The organism is Actinoplanes subtropicus (assembly GCF_000721705.1).
Lineage (GTDB): Bacteria > Actinomycetota > Actinomycetes > Mycobacteriales > Micromonosporaceae > Actinoplanes > Actinoplanes subtropicus.
The window spans coordinates 91,976-115,786 of the sequence record NZ_JOJL01000028.1 but is presented as its reverse complement, the minus strand read 5'-3'; the positions used below and the strand labels follow the sequence as shown (position 1 = coordinate 115,786).

At 71.6% G+C, this 23,811-nt stretch carries 23 protein-coding genes; 15 read left to right on the top strand and 8 right to left on the bottom strand.

Annotation, left to right across the window (positions count from 1 at the left end; translation table 11 throughout):
- Nucleotides 1–48 precede the first annotated feature (48 nt).
- Nucleotides 49–921 (top strand): DUF3027 domain-containing protein, encoded by an 873-nt coding sequence (locus tag IH26_RS0135685; protein WP_051809143.1) that lies wholly within the window; start codon nt 49–51, stop codon nt 919–921.
- Nucleotides 922–935: 14 nt separating this feature from the next.
- Here IH26_RS0135685 and IH26_RS0135680 read toward each other — a convergent pair whose 3' ends face one another.
- Complete coding sequence (locus tag IH26_RS0135680) at nt 936–1,139, bottom strand: DUF2530 domain-containing protein (RefSeq protein WP_211268818.1); 204 nt, start codon at nt 1,137–1,139, stop codon at nt 936–938.
- 211 nt (nt 1,140–1,350) lie between these two features.
- On the opposite strand from IH26_RS0135680, the gene IH26_RS0135675 reads away from it, so the two are divergent.
- The 3 genes from IH26_RS0135675 to IH26_RS0135665 all read left to right on the top strand — a co-directional run bounded on the left by IH26_RS0135675 (nt 1,351) and on the right by IH26_RS0135665 (nt 4,857).
- Entirely contained in the window at nt 1,351–2,796 is a 1,446-nt protein-coding gene (locus tag IH26_RS0135675) for an NCS2 family permease (protein ID WP_030440683.1), read from the top strand.
- 111 nt (nt 2,797–2,907) lie between these two features.
- Nucleotides 2,908–3,354, top strand: a complete 447-nt coding sequence (locus IH26_RS0135670) for a MarR family winged helix-turn-helix transcriptional regulator (RefSeq protein ID WP_051809141.1) — start codon at nt 2,908–2,910, stop codon at nt 3,352–3,354.
- Between the two features lie 69 nt (nt 3,355–3,423).
- Nucleotides 3,424–4,857 carry an MFS transporter gene (locus IH26_RS0135665; protein WP_084599357.1) on the top strand — a complete coding sequence of 478 codons (1,434 nt, stop codon included), beginning with the start codon at nt 3,424–3,426 and terminating at the stop codon, nt 4,855–4,857.
- Here IH26_RS0135665 and IH26_RS0135660 read toward each other — a convergent pair.
- On the bottom strand, nt 4,841–7,528 hold the full coding sequence (locus IH26_RS0135660) for a DEAD/DEAH box helicase (protein WP_030440680.1): 2,688 nt from the start codon (nt 7,526–7,528) through the stop codon (nt 4,841–4,843). The two genes, IH26_RS0135665 and IH26_RS0135660, sit on opposite strands and share 17 nt — an antisense overlap.
- Nucleotides 7,529–7,649: 121 nt before the next feature.
- On the opposite strand from IH26_RS0135660, the gene IH26_RS0135655 reads away from it, so the two are divergent.
- Nucleotides 7,650–8,081, top strand: a complete 432-nt coding sequence (locus IH26_RS0135655) for a hypothetical protein (protein ID WP_245665806.1) — start codon at nt 7,650–7,652, stop codon at nt 8,079–8,081.
- Here IH26_RS0135655 and IH26_RS0135650 read toward each other — a convergent pair.
- On the bottom strand, nt 8,078–8,413 hold the full coding sequence (locus IH26_RS0135650) for a cupin domain-containing protein (protein ID WP_157437556.1): 336 nt from the start codon (nt 8,411–8,413) through the stop codon (nt 8,078–8,080). The two genes, IH26_RS0135655 and IH26_RS0135650, sit on opposite strands and share 4 nt — an antisense overlap.
- A 53-nt stretch (nt 8,414–8,466) precedes the next feature.
- Between IH26_RS0135650 and IH26_RS0135645 the strand changes: the two genes are divergently transcribed.
- Nucleotides 8,467–9,108, top strand: coding sequence for a TetR/AcrR family transcriptional regulator (locus tag IH26_RS0135645; RefSeq protein ID WP_051809166.1), 642 nt, complete (start codon nt 8,467–8,469; stop codon nt 9,106–9,108).
- Between the two features lie 21 nt (nt 9,109–9,129).
- Here IH26_RS0135645 and thpR read toward each other — a convergent pair whose 3' ends face one another.
- The 4 genes from thpR to IH26_RS0135625 all read right to left on the bottom strand — a co-directional run bounded on the left by thpR (nt 9,130) and on the right by IH26_RS0135625 (nt 13,251).
- A complete protein-coding gene (gene thpR / locus IH26_RS0135640; protein WP_281179823.1) occupies nt 9,130–9,618 on the bottom strand; it encodes an RNA 2',3'-cyclic phosphodiesterase in 489 nt (162 codons plus the stop codon).
- Entirely contained in the window at nt 9,615–10,691 is a 1,077-nt protein-coding gene (gene sepH / locus IH26_RS0135635; protein WP_030440675.1) for a septation protein SepH, read from the bottom strand. The genes thpR and sepH overlap by 4 nt, the downstream gene beginning before the upstream one ends.
- A gap of 287 nt (nt 10,692–10,978) precedes the next feature.
- Entirely contained in the window at nt 10,979–12,097 is a 1,119-nt protein-coding gene (gene serC / locus IH26_RS0135630) for a phosphoserine transaminase (RefSeq protein WP_030440674.1), read from the bottom strand.
- Nucleotides 12,098–12,144: 47 nt separating this feature from the next.
- Entirely contained in the window at nt 12,145–13,251 is a 1,107-nt protein-coding gene (locus IH26_RS0135625; RefSeq protein ID WP_030440673.1) for a citrate synthase 2, read from the bottom strand.
- 173 nt (nt 13,252–13,424) lie between these two features.
- Between IH26_RS0135625 and pdxH the strand changes: the two genes are divergently transcribed.
- From pdxH to IH26_RS0135590, 7 genes are read left to right on the top strand one after another with little or no spacing between them, the layout of a single operon-like run.
- Entirely contained in the window at nt 13,425–14,081 is a 657-nt protein-coding gene (gene pdxH, locus IH26_RS0135620; RefSeq protein ID WP_157437555.1) for a pyridoxamine 5'-phosphate oxidase, read from the top strand.
- On the top strand, nt 14,078–15,391 hold the full coding sequence (locus IH26_RS0135615) for an MFS transporter (RefSeq protein ID WP_030440671.1): 1,314 nt from the start codon (nt 14,078–14,080) through the stop codon (nt 15,389–15,391). Before pdxH ends, IH26_RS0135615 begins: the two co-directional genes overlap by 4 nt.
- Nucleotides 15,388–16,308: an aldose 1-epimerase family protein gene (locus IH26_RS0135610; protein WP_030440670.1), complete on the top strand. Its 921-nt coding sequence runs from the start codon at nt 15,388–15,390 to the stop codon at nt 16,306–16,308. Before IH26_RS0135615 ends, IH26_RS0135610 begins: the two co-directional genes overlap by 4 nt.
- A complete protein-coding gene (locus IH26_RS0135605; RefSeq protein WP_030440669.1) occupies nt 16,308–16,973 on the top strand; it encodes a nitroreductase family protein in 666 nt (221 codons plus the stop codon). The genes IH26_RS0135610 and IH26_RS0135605 overlap by 1 nt, the downstream gene beginning before the upstream one ends.
- A 37-nt stretch (nt 16,974–17,010) precedes the next feature.
- Nucleotides 17,011–17,307 (top strand): type II toxin-antitoxin system VapB family antitoxin, encoded by a 297-nt coding sequence (locus IH26_RS0135600; protein ID WP_014687530.1) that lies wholly within the window; start codon nt 17,011–17,013, stop codon nt 17,305–17,307.
- 2 nt (nt 17,308–17,309) lie between these two features.
- Complete coding sequence (locus tag IH26_RS0135595; RefSeq protein ID WP_030440668.1) at nt 17,310–18,482, top strand: acyl-CoA dehydrogenase family protein; 1,173 nt, start codon at nt 17,310–17,312, stop codon at nt 18,480–18,482.
- Nucleotides 18,483–18,521: 39 nt separating this feature from the next.
- Nucleotides 18,522–19,259: a DUF4230 domain-containing protein gene (locus IH26_RS0135590; protein ID WP_030440667.1), complete on the top strand. Its 738-nt coding sequence runs from the start codon at nt 18,522–18,524 to the stop codon at nt 19,257–19,259.
- 136 nt (nt 19,260–19,395) lie between these two features.
- Here the strand turns inward: IH26_RS0135590 and IH26_RS0135585 are convergent, their stop codons facing one another.
- Nucleotides 19,396–19,578, bottom strand: a complete 183-nt coding sequence (locus IH26_RS0135585) for a PspC domain-containing protein (RefSeq protein ID WP_211268815.1) — start codon at nt 19,576–19,578, stop codon at nt 19,396–19,398.
- A gap of 141 nt (nt 19,579–19,719) precedes the next feature.
- On the opposite strand from IH26_RS0135585, the gene IH26_RS0135580 reads away from it, so the two are divergent.
- Nucleotides 19,720–21,564 carry a DUF5941 domain-containing protein gene (locus IH26_RS0135580; RefSeq protein WP_030440665.1) on the top strand — a complete coding sequence of 615 codons (1,845 nt, stop codon included), beginning with the start codon at nt 19,720–19,722 and terminating at the stop codon, nt 21,562–21,564.
- Entirely contained in the window at nt 21,561–23,681 is a 2,121-nt protein-coding gene (locus tag IH26_RS0135575) for a bifunctional glycosyltransferase/CDP-glycerol:glycerophosphate glycerophosphotransferase (protein ID WP_030440664.1), read from the top strand. The genes IH26_RS0135580 and IH26_RS0135575 overlap by 4 nt, the downstream gene beginning before the upstream one ends.
- Nucleotides 23,682–23,811 lie beyond the last annotated feature (130 nt).

Sequence of the window (23,811 nt, the reverse complement as noted above, 5' to 3'; positions counted from 1 at the left end):
CTCGCCTCGCTCCGGCTCCCACTTCGGCACAGGCCCTGGAGCCGTCCAATTCGGGGGAGTCGCTGCGGCTCACCTGTCCCGGTAGGGGACAATGGATACGTGACGACCAGGACCACCGCGCGCGCCCCCCGCCTCGACCAGGTTTGTGCCGATGCCGTCGGGGTGGCTCGTGGTGCGATCACCGAGGTTGACCCGGCCGACATCGGGGAGCACCTCGAGGCGGTGGCCGAGGGCGACCGGGTCGTGACCCACTTCTTCGAGAGTCACCTCGCGGGCTATCGGGGCTGGCGGTGGGCGGTCACGGTGACCCGGGTCCCGCGCAGCCGGCACGTCACGGTCTGCGAGACGGTGCTGCTGCCCGGCCCCGACGCGCTGCTCGCCCCGAGCTGGGTCCCGTGGAATGAGCGGCTCCAGCCCGGCGACCTCGGCGTGGGCGATCTCATGCCGACCGCGCCCGACGACGACCGCCTGACCCAGGGGTACGTGCTGAGCGACGACTCCGCCGTGGAGGAGGTCAGCTGGGAGCTCGGCCTCGGCCGGTCCCGGGTGATGTCCCGCGAGGGCCGCATCGACACCGCCCAGCGCTGGTATGACGGCGACTCCGGCCCCGAGGCGGCGATCTCCACGGCCGCCCCGCGCAACGCCCGCTGCGGCACGTGCGGCTTCTACCTCCCGCTGGCCGGCTCGCTGCGCGCGATGTTCGGCGTCTGCGGAAACCTGTACGCCCCCGACGACGGCAAGGCGGTCAGCGCCGACCACGGCTGCGGTGCGCATTCCGAGGCCCTGCTGGGCGCCGCCGAGCAGCCGGTCGACGAGCTGCCGACGGTGTATGACGACAGTGAGGTCGAGTCGGTCGCGGTGAGCCGCGGCCACGGCTCGGTCGAGGACGAGGAGCCGGCCGAGGACTACGGCCACAGCTAGTCCTCGGTGCCGGACTAGTTTTCTCTGAAGGCCGCGTGGGTGATCGACCGCCGCCGGCGGCGGTTCCGGTCGTGCACGATCATCGTGATCAGGCCCGGTATGCCGACCAGGAAGCCGGCGACGCAGGTCTGCAGCCAACTTTCCGGCCCGTTCGCCAGCCAGACGATCGCGCCGGCGACCGCGAACGCGGCCAGGCCGGCGATCGCGAACGGGACCATCGGCGGGTCGAGCGGTTCGACCCGGGGCTTCGGCTGAGTCACACCCGACAGCCTACGTCCCTGACGATCGTCGGTAGGCCCGAAGGGCCTCGGGTTCTCCGCGCCGTCCGGAGGACCAGGCGCCGGCCGGCGGCACAGCAGGCTTTGCGCAGCTCATCGCATCTGAAAGCATGCGCGCAATACAGTTTCTTCGATCTTCCGGAGGGCCGGCATGCCGACGACCGCCACCAATGCGGGCGTACGCAGCGCTTTCGACCGATATTTCGAGATATCTGCGCGCGGATCGCACCTCGCGCGCGAGGTCCGCGGCGGTTTCGCCACCTTCTTCACGATGGCCTACATCGTCGTGCTGAACCCGCTGATTCTCGGCTCGGCGGTGGACGGCGACAACAAGAAGCTGCCGATTGCCGCGCTCGCCGCCGGCACCGCCCTGGTGGCCGGGGTGCTGACCATTCTGATGGGCGTGCTGGCCCGGTTCCCGCTCGCGCTGGCCGCCGGGCTCGGCCTGAACGCGCTGGTCGCGTACGAGATCGCGCCCGACATGACGTGGGCCGACGCGATGGGCCTCGTGGTGATCGAGGGCATCCTGATGGGCATCCTGGTGCTGACCGGGCTGCGCACGTTGGTCTTCCGGGCGGTGCCGACCCAGCTCAAGACCGCGATCGGGGTCGGCATCGGTCTCTTCCTGATGATCATTGGGCTGGTCGACGCCGGGTTCGTGCACCGCGTGCCGGACGCCGCGGGCACCACCGTGCCGGTCGAACTGGGCCTCGGCGGCACGCTGCTGACCTGGCCGTCGATGGTCTTCGTGATCGGCCTGCTGTTCTCGTTGGTGCTGTTCGCCCGCAAGGTGAAGGGCGCGATCCTGATCGGCATCCTGGGCACCACCGTGCTGGCGATCATCGTGGAGGCGATCGCCAAGGTCGGCTCCTCGGCCACCAACCCGCACGGCTGGTCGCTGAACGTGCCCAAGCTGCCGGAGAAGGTGGTGAGCACGCCGGACCTGTCGCTGATCGGGCACTTCGACCTGTTCAACTCCTGGTCGCGGGCCGGCTGGCTGGTCTGCGCGATGTTCGTCTTCACCCTGGTGATCACCGACTTCTTCGACACCATGGGCACGATGGTCGCGATCGGCCAGGAGGGCGACCTGCTCGACGAGAACGGGATGCCGCCGCGGACCCGGGAGATCCTGCTGGTCGACTCGATCGCCGCGGCGGCCGGCGGCGCGGCCAGTGTGTCCAGCAACACGTCGTTCATCGAGAGTGCGGCCGGGGTCGGCGAGGGCGCCCGGACCGGCGTGGCCAACCTGGTCACCGGCGGGCTGTTCCTGCTGGCCATGTTCCTGTCGCCGTTGGTGCAGGTGGTGCCGTTCGAGGCCGCCTCGACCGCGCTGGTGGTGGTCGGCTTCCTGATGATGACCGCGGTCCGGAACATCGACTGGAGCGACTACTCCATCGCGGTGCCGGCGTTCCTGGCGATCACGATCATGCCGTTCACCTATTCGATCTCCAACGGCATCGGCGCCGGGATCATCACGTACGTCGTCCTGAAGCTCGCCACCGGCCGGGCGCGCGAGATTCACCCCATCCTGTACGGCGTGGCCGCGCTCTTCGTCCTGTACTTCTGCCGTGGTCCCCTGGAGACCTGGATGCACTAGGGCGTATCTAGACTGCCGTCTACCGGGCCGGCCGACGCGGGCCCGGTGACGGCGGTCATACGCGTAATCGATGGTCGTTAGCCAAGCTCATTAGCTAGGCTAAGAATCGTGATGGAGTTGCCGGTGGCTACGGAGCGAGGGGCAGCGGACGAGCTGGCCAGGACGCTGCGCGAGGCCATCCAGCGGCTCAACCGGCGGGTCCGGCAGACCCGCCCAGTCGGCGATCTCACCCCCGGCCAGCTCTCCGCCCTGACCAGCTTGCAGCTGGCCGGCGCGCTGACCCCGCGCGAGCTCGCCGATGTCGAACGGGTCCAGCCCCCGACGATGACCAAGATCGTCGGAAAGCTGGAGGAGCGCGGTCTCGTGATCCGCACCCCGCACCCCACCGATGGTCGGCAGGTCATCCTGGCGCCCACCGAGCCGGGGCGGGCGGTTTACGCCCAGTTCGAGCAGCTGCGCAACGAGTGGCTGGCCGATCAGCTGGCCGCGCTGGAGCCCGAGGATCGGGCCGTGCTCGTCCGGGCTGCAGAGATCTTGCAGCAGGTCGCCCGCGCCTGACCGCCTCCGGGTCGCCGCGCTTCATCACATGTCGATGACGCGTACGGCGGATAAGGGAGGCGCAGCCTAGTGCGGGCAGTGCTGAATACCACGTTCCGGTCCCTCCGGGTTCGTAACTACCGCATCTTCGCCACCGGGCAGCTCGTGAAGCTGGTCGGGGTGTGGATGATGTTCACGGCCCAGGACTGGCTGGTGCTCGACCTGTCCGGGAACTCGCCCGGGGCGCTCGGCTCGGTGGCCGCCCTGCAGTTCACGCCGGTCCTGCTGCTCACCCTCTATGGCGGCCGGCTCGCCGACCGCTATGACAAGCGCCACCTGCTGGTCGTCGCCAACGCGGCCTTCGCGATCACCGCGGTCGTCTTCGCCATCCTGGTGGCCTCCGGCGTCGTACGCCTCTGGCATGTGTTCCTCTTCGCCGGCCTGCTCGGCATCGCCAACGCCATCGAGACCCCGGTCCGCCAGGCGTTCGTCTCCGAGCTGGTGGAGATCCGGCTGCTGCCCAACGCGCTCGCGCTCTCGGCGGCGACTTTCAACATGGCCCGGATCAGCGGGCCGGCGCTGGCCGGGATAGCGCTCGCGGTCTTCAACACCGGGCCGGTCTTCCTGATCGCGACCGTGCTGGCGATCGCGCCGGTCTTCACCTACCTGACGATGCGGCCCGGCGAGCTGTACCGCAAGGACGCGGTGGCCCAGAAGGACGCCCGGGTGCTGGACGGCCTGCACTACGTACGCAAGCGGTCCGACCTGCTGCTGCCGATCAGCCTGATGGCGGTGGTCGGCATGATCGGCTTCAACTTCCCGGTCACCCTCGCCGCCCTCGCGAAGATCGACTTCCACGCCGGGCCGTCCTCGTTCGGGCTGCTCACCACCATGCTCGCGGTCGGCTCGCTCTGCGGCGCGCTCGCCGGCAGCGCGCGGCGGGCCCGGCCCGGGATCTACCTGGTGCTCGGGGCGGCGCTGGCGTTCGGGCTGCTGGAGTTCGCGGTCGGGTTCGCGCCCAGCTTCCTGGTGGCGATGGCGATCCTGCTGCCGACCGGGTTCTTCTCGGTGTTCCTGGCCCAGGCCGCGAACCACCGGGTGCAGATGGGCGTCGACGGCGAGTACCGCGGCCGGGTGATGGCGCTGTACGTGCTGGTCTTCCTGGGGACGACGCCGATCGGGGCGTCGGCGGTCGGCTGGTGGGGCGACCACTTCGGGGTGCCGTCCAGCATCTGGGGCGCCGGGCTGGTCTGTTTCCTGGCCGCGGTGGCGGCGCTGGTGTGGCAGCTGCGGGTGAGCGGGGATCGGATCGTGCTGCGGGTACGGCCACGGCCGAGCGTGCAAATCGTGCACCGGGTCCGCGACCGCGAGCAGGCGCCGGCGGAGGTCCGGGCGGACGGGCCGGCGGTCGCGGTGCTCGACACGCCGCCGGTGGTCTCGGAGGCCGGGGACGACGCGCCGGTCCCGGAAGACACGGAGATCGCCGAGGCGGACGACGAGCCGGCGCTCAGCTGGCGGCGCTGACCGGGCGCTGCGCCGCCGCTATCTCCAGGGCGGCGCGGCGCGGGTCGTCGGCCCAGCGGCTGGCGAAGGCGTCGATCAGTCGCCAGCCGGCCTGGTGCAGGGCGCGCTGCCGTTCCAGGTGGGCCTCGGCGCCGTCGGGGTGCGGTCCGCAGAGGACGCCGATGGGTTGGTCGTCCGAGTCCACACAGAGGTCGACGACCCACGGCCCGACCCGGTAACCGACCCGGACGACCACCTCGAGCCGCTCGAGCTCGGCGGCCAGCTCACCGACCCACCCTCCGGATAAATCAGAAATGTCCGGCTGGTGACCCGGTGCCGTGGAGGCGTAGGTGAGGTAGTCGCCGAGCAGGCCGTCGGCGGTCTCCAGGGCGGTGACCACGATCAGGCGGCGTCGGGCTCGGGTGATCATCACGTTGAACAGGTGCGGGTCCGTGACGAAGCGCCGCCGGCCGGCCGGGTCGCCGGGCAGCAGACCCAGCGACACCACGACCACCTCGGCCTCGCTGCCCTGGAAGGCGTGGACCGTGCCGACCCGTAGCCCCAGCTCCTCGATCCGCTCGACCGGGTAGGCGGCCACCAGTGCCTTCTCCAGGGCCTCGGCCTGGGCTCGGAACGGCGAGATCACGCCGATCCCGCGGCGGCCCTCGGCGACCAGGTCGCCGACCACCTTCAGCACCGTGTCGACCTCGCCGGACAGGGTCGCCGAGGGCACCTGCACCACGTCGATCGCGTCGGTCGCCTCGGCCGCCGGGGTACGGGTCATCACCGCTATCCGGTCCGCGTAGAAGCGCCGCGCCGAGAACCCGATCAGGTGCGGCGCGCCGCGGTGATGCTCGGTCAGCCAGGTGGCCGGCGCGGCGCCCGCGGCCAGGTCGTACGTGCTGACCCGGCGCACGTCGAGCCGCTCGTCCGCGCCGTGCCGGTCGAGCACCCCGGCCACGTCCAGATCGCTCACGAACGACACGAACCGCAGCTGCCGCGGGTCCCCGACGATCAGCGCGCGGCGGGCCCGGGCCAGCACCGGCGCCGCCCGCACCTGGTCGACGTGCGACGCCTCGTCGATCACCACCAGGTCGAACATGCCGGGCGCGGCGGGCAGCAGGTCCTCCACGTCCGCCACCGTGCCGATCCACAGCGGCAGCGCGCGCACCACCGGCGGCGCGTCCAGCTGGGCGAGCAGTTCGCGGCGGCGGTTCCGGCCCGCACGCAGGGCCGCGGCCAGCGATGCGGCGCCGCGGCGAGCCTCGCGGTCCCAGCGCTGCTCGCTGCGGGCGCCATTGCGCATGGCCGTGCCGACCGCGGTGGCCAGTTTCTCCTCGGCCGCGTGCAGGGCGAGCCAGCGCGACGAGAGGTCGGTGCCGCCGGTCGCGGCCAGGTGCGCGGCGTCGCGGCGGGCGGTGGCCGCGGCGATCGCTTCGCTCACCCGTTCCGGCGGTACGCCCCGGCGGGTCCCCAGCCGGCGCCGGGCCCACCAGCCGGCGAGGCCCTTCCGCCGCAACCGGGCGGGGTCGAAGTCGTCGGCGAACGCGCCCGGCACGTCCACGGCCAGGGCCGGCAACCGCGGCTCCCACGCCGGCAGGCCCTCGGCCGAGAGCTCCCGGCCGAGGGCCGCCGCGATTTCGGCGCGCTCTCGGCGTACGCAAGCGTGGTTTTCTTGAACGGCCATGAGATCGGCACGCAGGTCTCGCTCGCTCGGTCCTTGCGCCGCGCCCGCGGTCAGCTCGGCCGCCAGGCCCTCCCGGCGCACCGCGTCGCCGAAGAGCACCGGCGTCGGTCCCGGATAGCGGGCCAGCAGCCCGGCCAGCACCTCGGCGGCGTGCGGGGACTGCGTCGCCACCAGCACCGACCCGCCCCGATGCACCACCTCGAGCGCCGCCGCCACGACCGTGTGGCTCTTGCCGTTGCCCGGCGGCCCGGAGACCACGGTGATCGGCGCCGTCCGGGCCCGGGCCACCACCTCGGCCTGCGCCCCGGTCAGCGGAAGCGGCGAGAGGACCGGCGAGTCGTCCGGCTGATCATCCCCGCCGGAAGCGCCGGCGCCGTAGATCGCGGCGAGCGCCGTCCCGCTCAGGTCGCGCCCGGCCCAGCTGCGCAGGCTGTCCTGGAGGCCGCCGCCGAAGACGTCCCGCACCACGAACAGCGCCGCCCGGGCGACCAGCACGATCCGGTCGGCCGGGATGTGCCTGCTCTCCTCGACCAGCGCGTCCACGGTCAGGCCGGTCGCCTCGGCCGCCGAGCGCAGCCACGCCTTGCTGCCGATCGCGTCGAGCCAGCCGGGCGCGGCCAGCCCGGGCGCCGACTCCAGGGCCGCGGCCAGGTCGCGATCGGTCACCAGGGGAGTGACCTCGAGGTCGCCGGCCGGGACGACGCGATAGCCGGTGAGGCCGCGTTCCAGGCGGACCGGCTGGCTGAGCAGCGGCACCCGGATCTTGCGAACCTTGCCGTCCGCCTCGGCCCGGCCGGCCAGGAAGCCCCAGCCGCGGCGCAGCAGCCGCTCCTCGCGGTGCAGGGCGTCCAGGGCAGCCAGGCGGTCGATCTCGGCACGGCGGCGAGCCCGCTCGGCGTCCTCGAGCCAGGCCAGCGGCTGACCGCCGCGGGTCACGTCGAGCACCCGGTCGCCGCCGGCCGGCGCCAGCTCGGCGAGAACGGCAAGGACGGTCGACGGCTGCATGAGGGCCCCGAGCGTACCTGGGGGACGCCCGTGTCCGGGATCCGCCAATGTCGTGGATTGGCAGGCCCGGTCGGCCGAATGGGTATAGCAGGCCGGGAATTGGCGACCTAGCGTCTTGTCCGTGGGCCTGGCGCACGTGGTGGTGCTTTCGGCGGTGTTGCTGACGCTGCTGTGCGTTTCGTGCGCCGTGGTGGCCGTGGTGAATGGTGACGAGATGGTCCTGGGTCGGTTCCGGCGTGATGGGCGGGCGCTTCGGCGGCTTGACCGGGCGCTGCGCTCGGATGGGCCGGTGCCGGTCGTCCTGGGTACGCCCTCGATCGAGCAGATCGCCTGTGACCTGCGCCGCCTGGGCCGGCAGCGCCGCGGCGGGCCGACCCAGCTGTCGGAGAAGTGGCGGGCTGCCGTGCTGAGCGCGTACGACGTGCGGCTCTGTCTTGCCTGCCAGTGCCTGGGGGTGAGCGAGCACCTCGAGCCGCTGGAGGGCATGGATCGGGATCTCGAGCGGCTGCGGGTGGAGAGCGAGCTGCAGGCGGCCGGGTTGGTTCTGCGCTAGCCGGCGGTCGGGCCCAGGGGCGCCTCGGCGGTGGCGGGGCCGGGTTCCTTGAGCTCGATGAAGATGGAGACCGTCTCGGTGTCGCCGATGTTCTCGCCGGAGTGCTCCTGGGCGCCGACCCAGCGCACCGCGCCGGCCGGGATCTCCACCTCGACGCTGCGGTCGCCGGAGAAGATGCGGCGGCGGAACGCGGACAGGGTGACCATGACCGAGTCGGGGTGGGTGTGCGGCTTGGTGCAATCACCCGGCTTGTCCCGATATTTCAGGACTCGTACTCGATCGTTCTCGAAGACTGTCGCGTAGAGGTCGGGGCTTACCTCGGTGGGATCCATGTGGTTGTGCCCTCCCTGCATCGTCAAGATGGGACTACGGTACCATTATGGTGATGGCAGTACCATATGAAGCCACCGGTCGGCGTGACCAGAAGGCGCGCACTCGGGAGGCGTTGGTTGCCGCGGTTCGGCGGTTGTTGGCCGACGGAGTGGATCCGACGGTTGAGCAAGCCGCTGCCGAGGCGCGTATTTCGCGTACGACGGCTTATCGGTATTTTCCGAGTCAGCGGGCGCTGCTGTTGGCGGCGCATCCGGAGATCTCGCAGCGGTCGTTGTTGCCGCCGGATGCGCCTGCCGATGATGCTTCGGCTCGGCTTGATCTGGTGTTGCGGGAGTTCGGCCGGGTCAATCTTGATTGGGAGCCGCAGTTGCGGGCCTCGTTGCGGCTCTCGCTGTCGCCGGGAGCGGATCAGCCTGTGCTGCGGCGGGGGCGGGCGATCGATTGGATCGTGGATGCGTTGGAGCCGTTGCGGTCGTCGCATCCTGAGGTTGATGTGCGGCGGTTGGCGATCGCTATTCGGGCCACTACCGGGATCGAGTCGTTGATCTGGCTGGTCGATATCGCCGGGTTGTCCCGTTCGGACGCCGTTGAGCTGATGCGGTCTTCGGGGCAGGCGTTGCTGGCTGCGGCTGTGGGAAGACCCTGCGGCGCTGCCCCAGACCCCGGCCGAGCGCTCGGAGATGCGGGGGCGTGATTGTTGCGGTGGGGGTTCGTGTCAGTGGTCGGCGAGCGGCCAGGACTGCAGCCGGTCGTAGTTGCCGTCTCGGCTTTCCACGAGTGCGAACTCGGTGACCGTCCACGGTGTGCTCTCATGGGCGGCCAGCGCCGTGCTTGTCGCACGGTCGCCGCGATACGAGACGGTCAGGTGGGGCTGGTAGGGGCGTGCATCCGATAAATACCCCGAGGCGGATAAAAGGGACTTGATCCCGCCCTGCAAGGCCGTCAGGGCTTCGAGATCGCCGGCTACGCCTGCCCAGGCGGCGGTGCCGAAGCGCCCGCCGCCGGTGAGCCGTAGGGAGAAACTGGCGCCGGGGCGGAGCTCGGAAAGGACCGCCGACACCTCGCCGGGCGGTGCCTCGCCGAGGAAGACCAGCGTGATGTGCCATTTGGAGGGCTTGGTCAAGGGCGCGCCGGGCGGCAACGCGGCGCGCAGCGACCGGATCACCGGCTCCGGTGGGAAGAGGGCTACGAAGAGGCGGGTCAGGATGACTCGCGGGCGGCGGGGCCTCCGCCGAACAGGACGTCATCCCAGCTGGGGAGGCGCTTGCGGGGCTTGGTCTCGTCGGTCTCGCCGGTGCCTGACTGGGCGCCGGACTGGCCGACGGTGCGCCGCGGGCGCAGCACCGCCAGCGAGGGCACGGCCGGGACCTCCTTGGGGAGGTCGGCGTCCTCGTCGAAGGCCGAGCCGGAGCCGCCGCCGAGCAGGGCCGCGGCGCCGCCCGCGACGGGGCGTCGGGGCTCTGGGCCGTCCAGGCCGCGGCCGCCGCCCAGCGGGCGGTCGAGCGAGGCCAGCAGGGCGTCGCGGCCGGAGCGGATCGGGTCGCGGGTCGGGCGAGGCGTCGTGGTCTCGGGGGTGGGTAGCGAGTGGCCGCCGCGGGCCGGCTCGGTCGTGCGGGCGGGCCCGGGCAGGCCGTGGCCGCCGCGCTGCTCGAGGAACGTGCGCTCGGGGACCGGTTCCTGGCCGAGGATCTGGGTGGGGCGCTCGGCGCACAGGTACTGCGCCATGTCGTCGTGCGGGGAGACGACCTGGCGTCCCTTGTCGAGATCCCAGATGGCCTGGGCGGTCGCCTTGCCGGAGGGCCAGGTCGCGATGATCCGCCAGGTGCCGTCCTCGCGGCGGAACGCGTCCCACGAGATCTTCTCGGTGTCGATGCCGTGCTGGGCCAGGCGGCTGTCGACCACCTCGGCCAGCGGGGCGCCCGAGTCGGAGGTCTTCAGGCGGGTGCGCCGCGCATGCTGGGCGAGCATGGCGCGCTCCTGCAGCACCGGGCCGGCATAGCGCAGCACGCGGTCGACCGGGACGCCGGCGATGCGGGCGACGTCTTCGGCGGACTCGCCGGAGCGGATGCGGGCCTGGATGTCGCGCGGGGACAGCGAGGCCATGGACTCCGGAGTGGACGCGGCGATGGGCGCGCCGGAGGGGGCCAGGTGCGGCTCGTGGGCCACCGCGCTGTTGACCCGGTCGTCGAGAGGGAGGGCCAGAAGCCGGCCGACCTCATCGGCGAGCACCAGGGCCTGACCGTCCTCGGAAAGGGCGACGAAGCGTACCGGCCGCATGCGTTGCCTCCATTCCGTGGGCCTGCCGTCTGCAACACGGTACGCGTCCGGGTAACCCAATGGGGGAGGCGCGCCGTTATTCACGAGGTCTCATGTTCGCTGACCTGGGGAGATGATCTTAAACTCGTCGACAGCAAAGACCATTCAACTTCATAAAACTCCCATATCGTACGAGGGGGGAGTGACCAAGAGCACGAACCGCGGCTCTCGATGCTCAGCGCGAGCTCACTGCATGGCCGGGGCCGCAGCGCGACCATCCGGGCTGAAGTGCGTGGTCACGCTCGTGCCTAGGACAGCCGCTCCACCACGTAGTCGATGCAGGCGGTCAGCGCGGTCACATCCGACGGGTCGACCGTCGGGTAGAGCGCGATGCGCAGCTGGTTGCGGCCGAGCTTGCGGTACGGCTCGGTGTCCACCACGTCGTTGGCCCGCAGCACCTTGGCGATCGCCGCCGCGTCGACGCCCTCGGCGAAGTCGATGGTGGCCACCGCGGCCGAGCGCAGCGCCGGGTCGGTGACGAACGGCGTCGCATACGGCGACTTGTCGGCCCAGCCGTAGATCGCCGCCGCGCTCTCCGCGCTGCGCTTGACCGCCCAGGAGAGGCCGCCCTGCGCATTCATCCAGTCCAGCTGCTCGGCCGCCAGGAACACGGTGGCCAGCGCCGGGGTGTTGTACGTCTGCTCGAGGCGGGACTGCTCGATCGCCGTGACCAGGTCGAGGAACTGCGGGATGTACCGCCCCGACGACTTGATCTCGTACGCGCGGGCGATCGCCGCCGGGGACATCAGCGCGAGCCAGATGCCGCCGTCCGAGCCGAGCGCCTTCTGCGGGGCGAGGTAGTACACGTCGGTCTCGCGCAGGTCGACGTCGAGGCTGCCGCCGCCCGAGGTCGCGTCGGTGAGCAGCAGCGCGCCCTTGTCGGCGCCGGCGACCCGGCGGACCGGCACGGCCACGCCGGTGGAGGTCTCGTTCTGCACCGACGCGTAGACGTCGACGCCGGCCTCGGCGGTGAGGAACGCCGCCTGGCCGCCGGGCGCCTTGTGCACGGTCGGGTCGGCCAGGAACGGCGCGTCCGCCGCGGCCTTGGCGAACTTGGCGCCGAACTCGCCGAACTCGGCGAACTGGGCCCGGTCGCGGATCAGGCCGAAGGTGGCGACCTCCCAGAACGCGCTGGTGCCGCCGTTGGCGAGGATCACCTCGTACCCCTCGGGCAGCGCGAAGAACTCGGCCAGGCCGCGGCGCAGGCGGGCGACCTGGTTCTTCACCGTCTTCTGCCGGTGCGAGGTGCCCAGGTACGTGCGTGACACCGCGGACAGCGCCTCGACGCCCTCGGGGCGCACCTTGCTGGGGCCGGAGCCGAAGCGGCCGTCTACCGGTTTGAGGTCCTCGGGGATCGCGATGCTCATCAACGGTTTGTCATTTTGTTTTCCGCCGCGGGTTGGCTCAGTCACGGTCACCCATTATGCGCGAGCGCCTCCCAGCCCTCGACCGCGTTCGGCTTGCGCGGCCCCGGCCCGATGTAGCGCAGGCTCGGGCGCAGGATGCGGCCCAGCCGCTTCTGCTCGAGCACGTGCGCGCTCCACCCGGCCACCCGGGCGCAGGTGAACATCGAGGTGAACATGTGCGCCGGCACCTCGGCGAAGTCGAGCACCACCGCCGACCAGAAATCCACGTTGGTGGCGATCGCCCTGTCCGGCTTGCGGGCCCGCAACTCGGCCAGCGCCGCCCGTTCGAGCGAGACGGCCACGTCGTAGCGGGACGCGCCCAGCTCGCGGGCGATGTTCTTGAGCACCCGGGCGCGCGGGTCCTCGGTCTGGTAGACGCGGTGACCGAAGCCCATCAGCCGCTCGTGCCGGTCGAGGACGCCCTTGACGTACCCCTCGGCGTCGCCGCTGCGCTCCACCGCCTCGATCATGTGCAGCACCCGGGAGGGCGCGCCGCCGTGCAGCGGGCCGGAGAGCGCGCCGATGCCGGCCGAGATGCACGCGGCCACGTCGGCGCCGACCGAGGCGGCTATCCGGCACGTGAAGGTCGACGCGTTCAGCCCGTGCTCGGCGGCCGAGATGAAATACGCGTCGACCGCCTTGACGTGCCGCGGGTCGGGCTCGCCGCGCCACCGGCGCATGAACCGCTCGACGATCGTCCCGGCCTTGTCGATGTCCTTCTGCGGGACGGCCGGCAGGCCGAGGCCGCGGGCGGCCTGGGCGACGAACGAGAGCGCGGTCACCGACACCCGGGCGAGGTCACGGCGGGCCTGCTCGTCGTCGATGTCGAGCAGTTGGCGCAGCCCCCAGTAGGGCGCGAGCATGGCCACGGCGGACTGGACGTCGACCCGGATGTCGCCGGAGTGGACCGGGACCGGGAACGGCTCGGCGGGCGGCAGGCCGGGGCCGAACTTCCCGTCGACCAGCAGCCCCCACACGTCGCCGAAGGAGACCTGGCCGATCAGGTCCTCGATGTCCACCCCGCGGTAGCGCAGGGATCCGCCGGCCTGGTCGGGCTCGGCGATCTCGGTCTCGAAGGCGACGACGCCCTCGAGGCCCGGCTTGAAATCGGACACGGCACTCAATTGAGACAGGTCTCCCTGTGAAAAAACGCTATGAGTTCTTCATATTGCCCGTCCGATGGTGGTGATGCGATGTGCTCTGGACGACACCCATCCTTTCCGAGCTGACGTAAGGCCCGCTCCGACTTACGGTCGTTGAACCGGAAAGTATTTCCTTAGGAGCGCTCGTGACCGTGGAACCCCCCTCGCCCGCGGTGATGCGGCGCGACTACACCGAGCGTGGTGAACTGCTGGAGAACGACCTCGCCGGGAGCTGGACCAGCCAGTTCGCGGCCTGGTTCGCGGACGCGGCGGCCTACGGGCTGCCCGAGCCGAACGCGATGATCGTGGCGACCGCAAGTGCGAAGGGGCGGCCCTCGGCGCGCACCGTCCTGCTCAAGGAGTACGACGAGCGGGGCTTCACCTTTTTCACCAATTACGAGTCGCGGAAGGGCTCGGAACTGGCGGCCAACCCGTACGCAAGCCTGGTTTTTCCGTGGTTTGCCATGCAGCGCCAGGTGATCGTGGCAGGGGCGGTGGAGCGGGTGTCGCGGGCCGAGACCGAGGAGTACTTCGCCTCCCGCCCGCGCGGTTCGCAGCTGGGCGCGTGGGCGAGCCCGCAGTCGCGGGTGCTGGCCGACCGAGCCGCGGTGGAGGCGGGGCTGGCGGCGGCGGTTGAGCGCTTCGGGGACGGTCCGGTGCCGGCCCCGCCGCACTGGGGTGGCCTGCGGGTCCGGCCGGAGACGGTGGAGTTCTGGCAGGGACGCTCGAACCGGCTGCACGATCGGCTGCGCTTCCGGCGTACGGCAAACGAGTCCTGGATCTTGGAAAGGCTCGCCCCATGAGCCAGGACGTCGTCGAGGAGGCCGAGCGCACCTCCTGGATGATCGACACCCGCCCGCTGAGGATCCCTGCCTATCGACGCATGTGGATCGGCAACGGGGTGTCGTTCTTCGGCTTCCAGTTCACCTCGGTGGCGGTGCCGGTCCAGATGTACGCGGTCACCCACTCCTCGAGCTGGGTCGGCCTGCTCGGTGTCGCCGCCCTGGTCCCGCTGCTGATCTTCGGGCTGTGGGGCGGCGCGGCGGCGGACGTGATCGACCGGCGCAAGCTGCTGATCGCCAGCTCGGTCCTGGCCTGGCTGTCGACGGTCGGGCTGCTCGCCCAGGCGCTGGCCGGGGTGCGCAGCGGCTGGCTGCTGCTGGCGCTGACCGCGCTGCAGTCGGCCGGTTTCGCGGTGAGCTCGCCGACCCGGCAGGCGATCATCCCGCGGATCGTGCCGGGCGGTCTGGTCCCGGCGGCGAACACGCTCAGCTACACGACCACCACCGCCGGCGGAGTGCTGGGCCCGCTGGCCGCCGGCCTGATCTTCGGCGTGGCCACCACCAGCACCGGCGTGACCGTGGCCTACCTGGTCGACGCGGCTCTGTTCACGGTCTCCTTCTGGGCCACCTGGAAGCTGCCGCCGATCCCGCCTCTCGGTCACGCCGAGGGCGAGGAGAAGCCCTCGGCCGGCCTCCGCGGCATCGTCGACGGCCTGCGGTTCCTGGTCACCCAGCCGGTCCTGCTGCTCTCCTTCGCGGTGGACATCATCGCCATGGTGTTCGCCATGCCACGGGCGCTGTTCCCCGAGGTGGCGACCGACCGGTTCGGCGGCGGCGCGGCGATCGGCTGGCTGTACGCGGCGATCGCGATCGGCTCGGTGGTGGCCGGCCTCGGCTCGGGCTGGATCGGCCGGGTCAAGCGGCAGGGCGTGGCGCTGGTGCTGGCGGTGGTCGGCTGGGGCGTGGCGATCGGCTTCTCCGGCCTGGCCCACCAGCTGTGGCTGATGGTGCTGCTGCTCGCCGTGGGCGGCGCGGCCGACCTGGTGAGCGCCGTCTACCGGCAGTCGATGCTGCAGACCTTCGCGCCCGACCGGATGCGCGGCCGGCTGCAGGGCGTCTTCATCGTGGTGGTGGCCGGCGGGCCGCGGCTCGGTGACCTGCGGGCGGGCGCGAGCGCCGGCCTCACCGGCACGACCGTCGCCTGGTCCGGCGGCGGCTTCCTGGCGGCCGGGCTGGCCCTCGGGCTGGCCGCGGCCTTCCCGGCATTGATACGTTACCGGCCTCCGGGTAGCCCCCGAAAAGGTGACGAACCGATAGTGTTCGAGCCATGACAAGTGTCGTACCGGCGATATCCGGAACCCAGTGGTCGATCGAGGCGGGCAACGCCCGGGCGGTCGTGGTCGAGGTCGGTGGCGTGCTGCGCCATTACTCCGTCGGCGACGTGCCGGTGCTGGACGGCTTCGAGGCCGACGAGCTGTCGCCCGCGTCGGCCGGGCAGATCCTGGCGCCCTGGCCCAACCGGATCCGGGACGGCAAGTACACCTTCGAGGGGCAGTCGTACCAGCTGCCGCTGACCGAGCCGGCCCGGCACAACGCGATCCACGGCCTGGCCAACTGGGCCCGCTGGACGCCGGTCGAGCAGGCCGCCGACGCGATCACCCTGCAGTACGAGCTGCCCGCCCAGGTCGGCTACCCGTGGTGGCTGACCCTGCGGACGCGCTGGCAGATCTCGGCCGAGGGCCTGCGCTGCGAGCAGGAGGTGGTCAACAACAGCCCGACGAACGCGCCGTGGGGCTACTCGGTCCACCCGTACCTGCAGCTGCCCGGCGTCGCCGTGGACGACATCCTGCTGCACGTCCCGGGCAAGACCCGCATCCAGGCCGACGGCCGGCTGCTGCCGATCGGCTCGGCGAGCGTGGCCGGCACCGAGTACGACTTCACCCAGCCTCGCAAGATCGGCGATCTCGTGCTGGACACCACGTTCGCCGACATCGAGCACGACGCCGCCGGGCTCACCGAGGTCTCCATCGCCGACCCGGGTTCCCCGGCGAAGGTGGTGGTCTGGGCCGACGAGAAGTTCAAGTACTGGCAGGTCTTCTCCGGCGACACCCTGCACGGCGAGCGGTTCCGCCGGTCGGTCGCGATCGAGCCGATGACCTGCCCGCCGGACGCGTTCCGGACCGGCCGCGACCTGATCGTCCTGGCGCCGGGCGAGCCCTGGACGGCCAGCTGGGGGATCCGGCACTGATGGAGTTCGCCGAGGTGGTCCGCAGGCGGCGGATGGTGCGCACGTACGACGCGGACCGCCCGGTCCCGCCGGAGGTCGTCGACAAGATCGTCAAGCACGGCCTGCGCGCGCCGAGCGCCGGGTTCTCCCAGGGCTGGGGCTTCCTGGTGCTCACCGAGCCGGCCGACCGCGATCGCTACTGGTCGGTGACCACCGGCGGCGAGGCCGAGCCGGTGTGGCGCGGCGACTGCCATCCGACCGCCCCGCCCGCCGCCCCTGAAAGGACTAAAGGCTGGCTGACCCGCATGCGCAACGCCCCGGTGCTCGTCGTCTGCCTCGCGAACAAGTCGGCCTACCTCGACCGGTACGCGCAGCCGGACAAGGGCTGGACGGACCGCTCGGAGAAGCACTGGCCGGTGCCGTACTGGGACATCGACACCGGCTTCGCCGCGCTGCTCATGCACCTCAGCGCCGTCGACGAGGGGCTGGGCTCGTGCTTCTTCGGCATCCCGGCCGAGACGGTGGCCGACTTCCAGGCGGCCTTCGGGGTGCCGGCGCAGTTCCACCCGATCGGAACCCTCTCGGTGGGCTACCCCGCCCCGGACAAGAGGTCACCGTCACTGAAGCGGGGGCATCGCCCGGTAGACGAGGTAGTGCATCATGGCCGATGGGCCGGGCTAGGCTAGCCGGTAACCAGGACCGGGAGAGGGGAGGAAACTCGACGTGATCTTCAAAGCGGTCCGGGACGGTGCCCCGTACCCCGATCACCACACCACGCTCAAGGCGTGGGCCGAGATTCCGCCCCGGCCGATCCGGCTGGCCGATCTGATCACCACGAAACGCGAGCTGGCGCTCGACAAGCTGCTGGCCGAGGATTCGACGTTCTACGGCGACCTCTTCCCGCACGTCGTGGAGTATCAGGGCGCCCTCTACCTGGAGGACGGGCTGCACCGCGCGCTGCGGGCGGCCCTGCAGCAGCGCAACCAGATCCACGCCCGCGTCCTGGTCGTCGAGGGCTGATCATGCCGGTCGCCCCGCTGGATCTCCTCGATCTCGACACCCTGCTGACCGACGAGGAGCGCGACATCCGCGCGCTCTGTCGCCGGGTGGCCGACGAGCGCGTCCGCCCGTATGTGGCCGACTGGTACGAGAACGGCGCCACCCCCGTCCGCGACCTGGCCCTCGAGTTCGGCAAGCTCGGCCTGCTCGGCATGCATCTGACCGGGTACGGCTGCGCCGGCGCCAACGCGGTCTCCTACGGCCTGGCCTGCATGGAGCTGGAGGCCGCCGACTCGGGCGTCCGCTCGCTGGTCAGCGTGCAGGGCTCGCTGGCGATGTTCGCGATCTGGAAGTACGGGTCCGACGAGCAGAAACAGCGGTGGCTGCCCGGCATGGCGGCCGGCGAGCTGCTCGGCTGCTTCGGCTTGACCGAGCCCGACCACGGCTCCGACCCGGCCACCATGTCGACCCGGGCCCGCCGCGACGGCGCCGACTGGGTGCTGAGCGGCGGCAAGATGTGGATCACCAACGCGCCGCTGGCCGACGTCGCGGTGATCTGGGCGCGAGCTTCAGATAACGTAATCGGTTTTGCGGTTCCGACCGATACGCCCGGTTTTTCCGCCCGGGAGATCAAGCACAAGATGTCGCTGCGCGCGTCGTCGACCGGGGAGATCACCCTGGATGAGGTGCGCCTGCCGGACTCGGCTCGGCTCCCCGGTGCTCTCGGGTTGAAGGCGCCGCTGTCCTGCCTCACCGAGGCGCGGTTCGGCATCGTCTGGGGCGCGCTCGGGGCGGCCCGCGACTGCGTGGCCACCGCGATCGACTACGCCGGCAGCCGGGAGCAGTTCGGCCGCCCGATCGCCGGGTTCCAGCTCACCCAGGCCAAGCTGGCCGACATGGCGCTGGAGTTGCAGAAGGGCTTCCTGCTCGCGCTGCACCTGGGCCGGCTGCGCGACTCGGCCGGGGCGCTGCGACCCGAGCAGGTGAGCGTGGGCAAGCTGAACAACGTGCGCGAGGCCATCAAGATCGCCCGGCAGTGCCGCACGATCCTCGGCGGCAACGGCATCAGCGGGGAGTACCCGATCATGCGGCACGCGGCGAACCTCGAAAGCGTGCTCACGTACGAGGGAACCTCGGAGATCCACCAGCTGGTGATAGGTCAGAAATTGACCGGTCTGAGCGCCTTCGCCGGCTGAGCGAGTGCGACTGTCGTACCCCTCTCGTACCTTATGGGTATGGCCCAGTCACCGGATGTCGACGAACCCACGAGGGAATATCCGGCCGTCCCCGACGACGAGCCGTCGGCCGCCGTTCCCGATCCCCCACGCAGGAGCATCGTCGCTCGCGTCCTCATCTTCTTCGGTGTGGTCTTCGCCGTCATCGTCGCCGCCTGCTTCGGGCTGCGCTCGCTCAATGTGCTGCCCAGCTTCGACAACCCGTTCGACAAGCAGACCACCGACCGCAGCCAGCCGGTGCTGCTGCAGTCCATGCGCGACCTGAGCCGTTATGTGGCGGCCGACGGCACCTTCCAGGTGATCGTCGACCTGCAGGACGACCGGAAATACGTCCCCGACTGGCTGATCAACCGGCGCATCCTGTTCGTCGGCTCCGGCACCGTCGAGGAGTATGTCGACTTCTCCTCGCTCTCCGACAAGGCGCTCCAGGTCGACAACGACAAGAAGACGATCAAGCTGACGCTGCCGCCGCCGCAGCAGGGCGACGCCGCGCTCGACCTGCAGAAGAGCTACGTGGTCGAGGAGGATCGCGGGCTGCTGACCAGCATCGGCGACGCGTTCAAGAGCGACACCGACAAGCAGCAGCGGGTCTACCAGCTGTCCCAGCAGCGGATCACCGAGGCGGCCCGGTCGAGCGGCCTCGACCAGCGGGCCCGGGACAACACCCAGCACATGCTGGAGAGCCTGTTCACCCGCCTCGGCTACACCTCGGTGACCGTCACCTTTACGACACCGTAGTCGACCTCACTCGTCGTTGGGTGGGGTGGGCGCGTCCGCAGCAAGCGCGGACCTCGACGACTCGCCATGCTGGTTCCGGGGGCCGAGCCCCCGGAAGCCCCACGGATGGGTGGGCGCGCCTGACTTTTTCCAACCCTCACTCGTTGGGCAGCAAGGCCCAAAGGATGAGGTAGATGACGAACTGTGGTCCGGGCAGCAGGCAGGAGAGCACGAAGAGCAGGCGCACCACGCCGGACGAGAGTCCGAAGCGGCGGGCCAGTCCTGAGCAGACGCCGGCGATCCAGCGGTCGTCGCGGGGGCGGGCGAGGCGGCGGGTCACGATCGTTTTCTCCTTCACTCGCTGTGGTCTTGTCTCGACGGTAGGGGCGCCGCGATTGGCTTCCCTCCGTCCCGAGGTGGAGATGGGCGGTCCGGTTCCCGTAAGGGTGACCCGTACCCCGGTCAAGCCGGTGATAACCCCGTGACGCTGGCCGTCCTCTCCGCCGGCGGCGGCGATGCCCTCGACCCGCCCGAGGCCACCCGGCTGGTGGCCGACCTGGTCAGCGCGCTACGGGCGGCCGGCGCCTCCGAGGTCGAGCGGCTCGACGACCCGGGCGCGCTGCGGGCGCTCTCCCGCCGCGCGTACGACGCCAACCAGCGGGTGCTGATCTGCGCCGACAATCTCGTCGCGCACGCCAGCCTGCTGCGGACGCTCGCCACCGAGCCGGGCGGCCGCAGCACCGCGCTGGTCGTCGCCGACCCGGCCGGCGACCTGCGCGACGAGCGCGGCAAGCTGCTGCCGGCCGAGCCGGGCGCGGGCACCGTGCGCTACCTCGGCGCGCTCTGCGTCGCCCCGGCCGACCTGCCCACCCTGGAAAAGGTCGCCGACCGCCCCGATCTGCTGGCCGCGCTGCTCGACGCGGGCGTGGTGCCGGTCGCCACCGCGGTGCGGCTGTTGCGGGCCACCCAGGTGCGCACCTCGTCCGAGCTGGCCGAGGCCCGGGCCGAGGTGGCCGCCGTCGACGAGGAGGCCGCCCGCCTGCGGCTGGCCGTCAAGGAGCAGGACGACTTCTTCACCACGTACGCGGTGAGCACCTGGTCGCCGGCGGTCACCCGGGCCGCCGCCCGGCTCGGCCTCTCGCCGACGGCGGTGACCTGGCTGTCCGTGCTGCTCGCCGGGCTGGCCGCGGTCGCCTTCGGGCAGGCGTCCCGGCCCGCGATGATCGCCGGCGGCGTCCTGCTCTACCTCGGCTTCGTGCTCGACTGTGTGGACGGTCAGCTGGCCCGCTACACCCGCACGTTCGGCACCTTCGGCGGCTGGCTCGACACGATGGCCGACCGCGCCAAGGAGTACGCGGTGTACGCCGGGCTCGCGGCCGGCGCCGAGCGGATCGGCCTGCCGTACGCGTGGCCGCTGGCGATCACCGCGATTGTGCTGCAGACCGTCCGGCACATGACCGACACGTGGTACGGCGCGCTGCACGACGAGGCCGCGGCCCGGCCGACCCCGCCGGCCGGCGGGGTCGGCGCCCGGCTCACCGCGGCCTCCACCCGGGTGCAGGGCGAGGCCGGCTCGGCGGCGTACTGGCTGAAGCGGATCGTGGTCTTCCCGATCGGCGAGCGGTGGGCGCTGATCGCCGTGCTGGCCATGCTGACCGACGGGCGGGTCGCGCTCGGCGCCGTGGCCGGTTGCGGGCTGCTCGCCTTCGCGTACACCCTCGCCCTGCGCTCTTTGCGGTCACTCTCGATGGGGGTCGGGGTGCTCGACAAGGTCGACACCGCCCGGCACCGCGACGACGGCCCGCTGGTCCGCCATCTGCTGGCCGCCCCGGGCCTGCATTCCCCGCTCACCTTCGCGGCGGTGGGCGCGGTGGCGGCCCTCGTGCTGGTGGCGGCCCTGCTGTTCGGCTGGGTGGAGCCGCCGGCCAAGGGGACGGTGGGGGTGGTCGGGCTGCTCGTGCTCGCGGCCGGGCTGCCGGCCCGGGCCCGGCACGGCGGCGCGCTCGACTGGCTGGTCCCGGCCGCCCTGCGCGCCGCCGAGTACCTGTACGTGGTCGCGGTCGGCTGGGCCGGCTCGGTGTCCACGCCGGTGCTCTTCCTGCTGCTGTTCGCGCTGGCCCTGCGGCACTACGACTTGACCGCCCGGATGGAGAAGGGCGCGCCGGCCGGTCGCGGCACCGGCGCGCTGGCCGGCTGGGACATCCGTGTGCTGGCGCTGGCGGTGTCCACGCTGGCCGGGTGTGTGACGCTCGCCGAGGCCGGGCTGGCCGCCGTGGTGGGCGGCTCGTTCCTCGGGCGCGCCGTCGCGGACTGGCTGCGGTCGTGACCTTTCTGAGCATCGTCCTTCCGGTCTACCGGGTTCAGGGGTACCTGCGTCAGTGCCTCGACTCGGTGCTGGGGCAGTCCTTCGACGACTTCGAGATCGTCGCGGTGGACGACTGCTCGCCCGATTACAGCGGCCGGATCCTCGCCGAATACGCGGCCCGCGACCCGCGGGTCCGGGTGCTCACCTCGCCGGCGAACGTCGGCCTGGGCCGCGCCCGCAACCTGGGCCTCGAGCACGCCCGCGGGACGTACGTCTGGTTCCTCGACAGCGACGACTGGCTGGCCGCCGGCGCGCTCGCCGCGGTCGCCGGCCGGCTGCGCGCCACCGAGGCGGACGTGCTGGTGGTCGGCTGGGACCGGGTGCACTGGGACGGCCCGGTGCAGAGCGGCTCGGCCGGGGCGGTGCTCGGCGACGCGCCCCGGGTCTTCTCGGTCGAGCAGTGGCCGCAGGTGCTGAACGTGCTGCACGTGGCCTGGAACCGGGTGATTCGCCGGGAGTTGCTGGACCGGCTCGGCCTGGCCTTCGAGGCCGGCTGGTACGAGGACGTCTCGTTCACCTTCCCGCTGATGGTGGCCGCGCCGCGGATCAGCGGCCTGCCGCGCACCTGCGTGCACTACCGCCAGCGGCGCACCGGGGCGATCACCCGGACCGTGGGGGAGCGGCACTTCGAGGTCTTCGAGCACTGGGAGCACGCGCTCGGGCTGTGCGCCAAGTACGCCGAGGCCCGGCCGGCGGCGTACGGCGACGAGGTGCGCGACCTGCTGTTCCAGCGGATGCTCTGGCACCTGACGCGGGTGCTCCGGCACGACGCCCGGGTGCCGGTCGGGTCGCGTCGCCGGTTCTTCGCCCGGATGACCGAGATGTATCAGCGACACCGGCCGCCGCGGGGCGCCTTCTCGTCGCCGGGCAGCGGGGAAGGGCTGCGCTATCGGTTCGTGGGCCGCGGGGCGTACCGGTCGTACCTGGTCGCCGAGGTGGCGATGCGGGTCACCCGCGACCTGCAGCGCCGGGCCGGCCGCCCGCGCCGCAAGCTGGTGCGGCTCGGCCGGCAGGTGTTCGGCCGCCTCTACTACCGGCTCCAACTCCTGCGTCCGGTGGATCCGTCGCTCGCCCTGTACGCCGCGTACTGGTATCGCGGGGTCGCGTGTAACCCGGCGGCGATCGCGGCGAAGGCCGCCGAGCTGGTGCCCGAGGTGCGCGCGGTCTGGGTGGTCGGCCGATCGAGGGTGGCGGCGGTCCCGCCCGGCGTCGACTACGTGGTGGAGGACTCCCGGGCCTACTACCGCGCCCTGGCCCGCGCCCGCTACCTGATCAACAACGTCAACTGGCCGAATATGACGGTCAAGCGGCGCGGCACCACGCACGTGATGACCCACCACGGCACCCCGCTCAAGATGATGGGGATGGACCAGCTGGACCACCCGGCCGCGGTCCGGGACACCGATTTCACCGGGCAGATGCGCCGGGCCGACCGCTGGGACTTCTCGGTCACCGCGAACGCGCACAGCACGATCGCCTGGGAGCGGGCGTATCCGTGCGCGTACGAGACGCTGGAGGTCGGCTACCCGCGCAACGACCGGCTGGCCACGGCGACCGCGGCCGAGGTCGCGGCGGTCCGCGAGCGGCTGGGCATCGCGCCGGGCCGGCGGGTGGTGCTGTACATGCCGACCCACCGCGAGTGGCTGCCGAAGGGCGCCCGGGTCCTCGATGTCGAGCGGCTGGCCGGGGCGCTCGGCCCGGACACCGATCTGCTGGTGCGCGAGCACTACTTCGCCGAAGTCGCCGGCCACCCGGTCGTCGAGGATCTCTACCTGGCCGCCGACGTGCTGCTGACCGACTACTCGTCGGCGATGTTCGACTTCGCCGTGCTCGACCGGCCGCTGGTGATCTTCGCGCCCGACTGGCCGGTCTACCGCGACCTGCGCGGCGTGTACTTCGACCTGCTCGCCCAGCCGCCCGGCCCGGTCGCCACCGAGTTCGACGAGCTCGTCAAGATCTTCCAGGAGCGCCGCTGGGACGACGCGGCGCGGCGGGCGTTCCGGGAGCGGTTCTGCGGTCTCGACGACGGCGGCGCGGCCGAACGCGTGGTTCGCCGGGTCTTTCGCGACCCGCGTTAATCTGCCGTAATCAGTCCGCTACTGTGCGCAAATGGCACGTTCACCCGATGGCGGCATATCGATACTCCTCGTCAAAGTGAGCTAGATCGCCGGTCATCCCCGGGCCGCGATCGTTGCCAGCTTCCCCGGC

What these genes read in the sequence shown, in the direction of transcription:
- IH26_RS0135605 (WP_030440669.1), top strand. Translation starts at nt 16,308, where the DNA reads ATGGAGTTCGCCGAGGTGGTCCGCAGGCGGCGGATGGTGCGCACGTAC.
- IH26_RS0135645 (WP_051809166.1), top strand. Translation starts at nt 8,467, where the DNA reads ATGGCAGTACCATATGAAGCCACCGGTCGGCGTGACCAGAAGGCGCGC.
- sepH (WP_030440675.1), bottom strand. Translation starts at nt 10,691, where the DNA reads ATGCGGCCGGTACGCTTCGTCGCCCTTTCCGAGGACGGTCAGGCCCTG.
- IH26_RS0135650 (WP_157437556.1), bottom strand. Translation starts at nt 8,413, where the DNA reads ATGGATCCCACCGAGGTAAGCCCCGACCTCTACGCGACAGTCTTCGAG.
- IH26_RS0135590 (WP_030440667.1), top strand. Translation starts at nt 18,522, where the DNA reads ATGGCCCAGTCACCGGATGTCGACGAACCCACGAGGGAATATCCGGCC.
- IH26_RS0135670 (WP_051809141.1), top strand. Translation starts at nt 2,908, where the DNA reads ATGGAGTTGCCGGTGGCTACGGAGCGAGGGGCAGCGGACGAGCTGGCC.
- IH26_RS0135610 (WP_030440670.1), top strand. Translation starts at nt 15,388, where the DNA reads ATGACAAGTGTCGTACCGGCGATATCCGGAACCCAGTGGTCGATCGAG.
- IH26_RS0135660 (WP_030440680.1), bottom strand. Translation starts at nt 7,528, where the DNA reads ATGCAGCCGTCGACCGTCCTTGCCGTTCTCGCCGAGCTGGCGCCGGCC.
- IH26_RS0135680 (WP_211268818.1), bottom strand. Translation starts at nt 1,139, where the DNA reads ATGGTCCCGTTCGCGATCGCCGGCCTGGCCGCGTTCGCGGTCGCCGGC.
- IH26_RS0135615 (WP_030440671.1), top strand. Translation starts at nt 14,078, where the DNA reads ATGAGCCAGGACGTCGTCGAGGAGGCCGAGCGCACCTCCTGGATGATC.
- IH26_RS0135595 (WP_030440668.1), top strand. Translation starts at nt 17,310, where the DNA reads ATGCCGGTCGCCCCGCTGGATCTCCTCGATCTCGACACCCTGCTGACC.
- serC (WP_030440674.1), bottom strand. Translation starts at nt 12,097, where the DNA reads ATGAGCATCGCGATCCCCGAGGACCTCAAACCGGTAGACGGCCGCTTC.
- IH26_RS0135675 (WP_030440683.1), top strand. Translation starts at nt 1,351, where the DNA reads ATGCCGACGACCGCCACCAATGCGGGCGTACGCAGCGCTTTCGACCGA.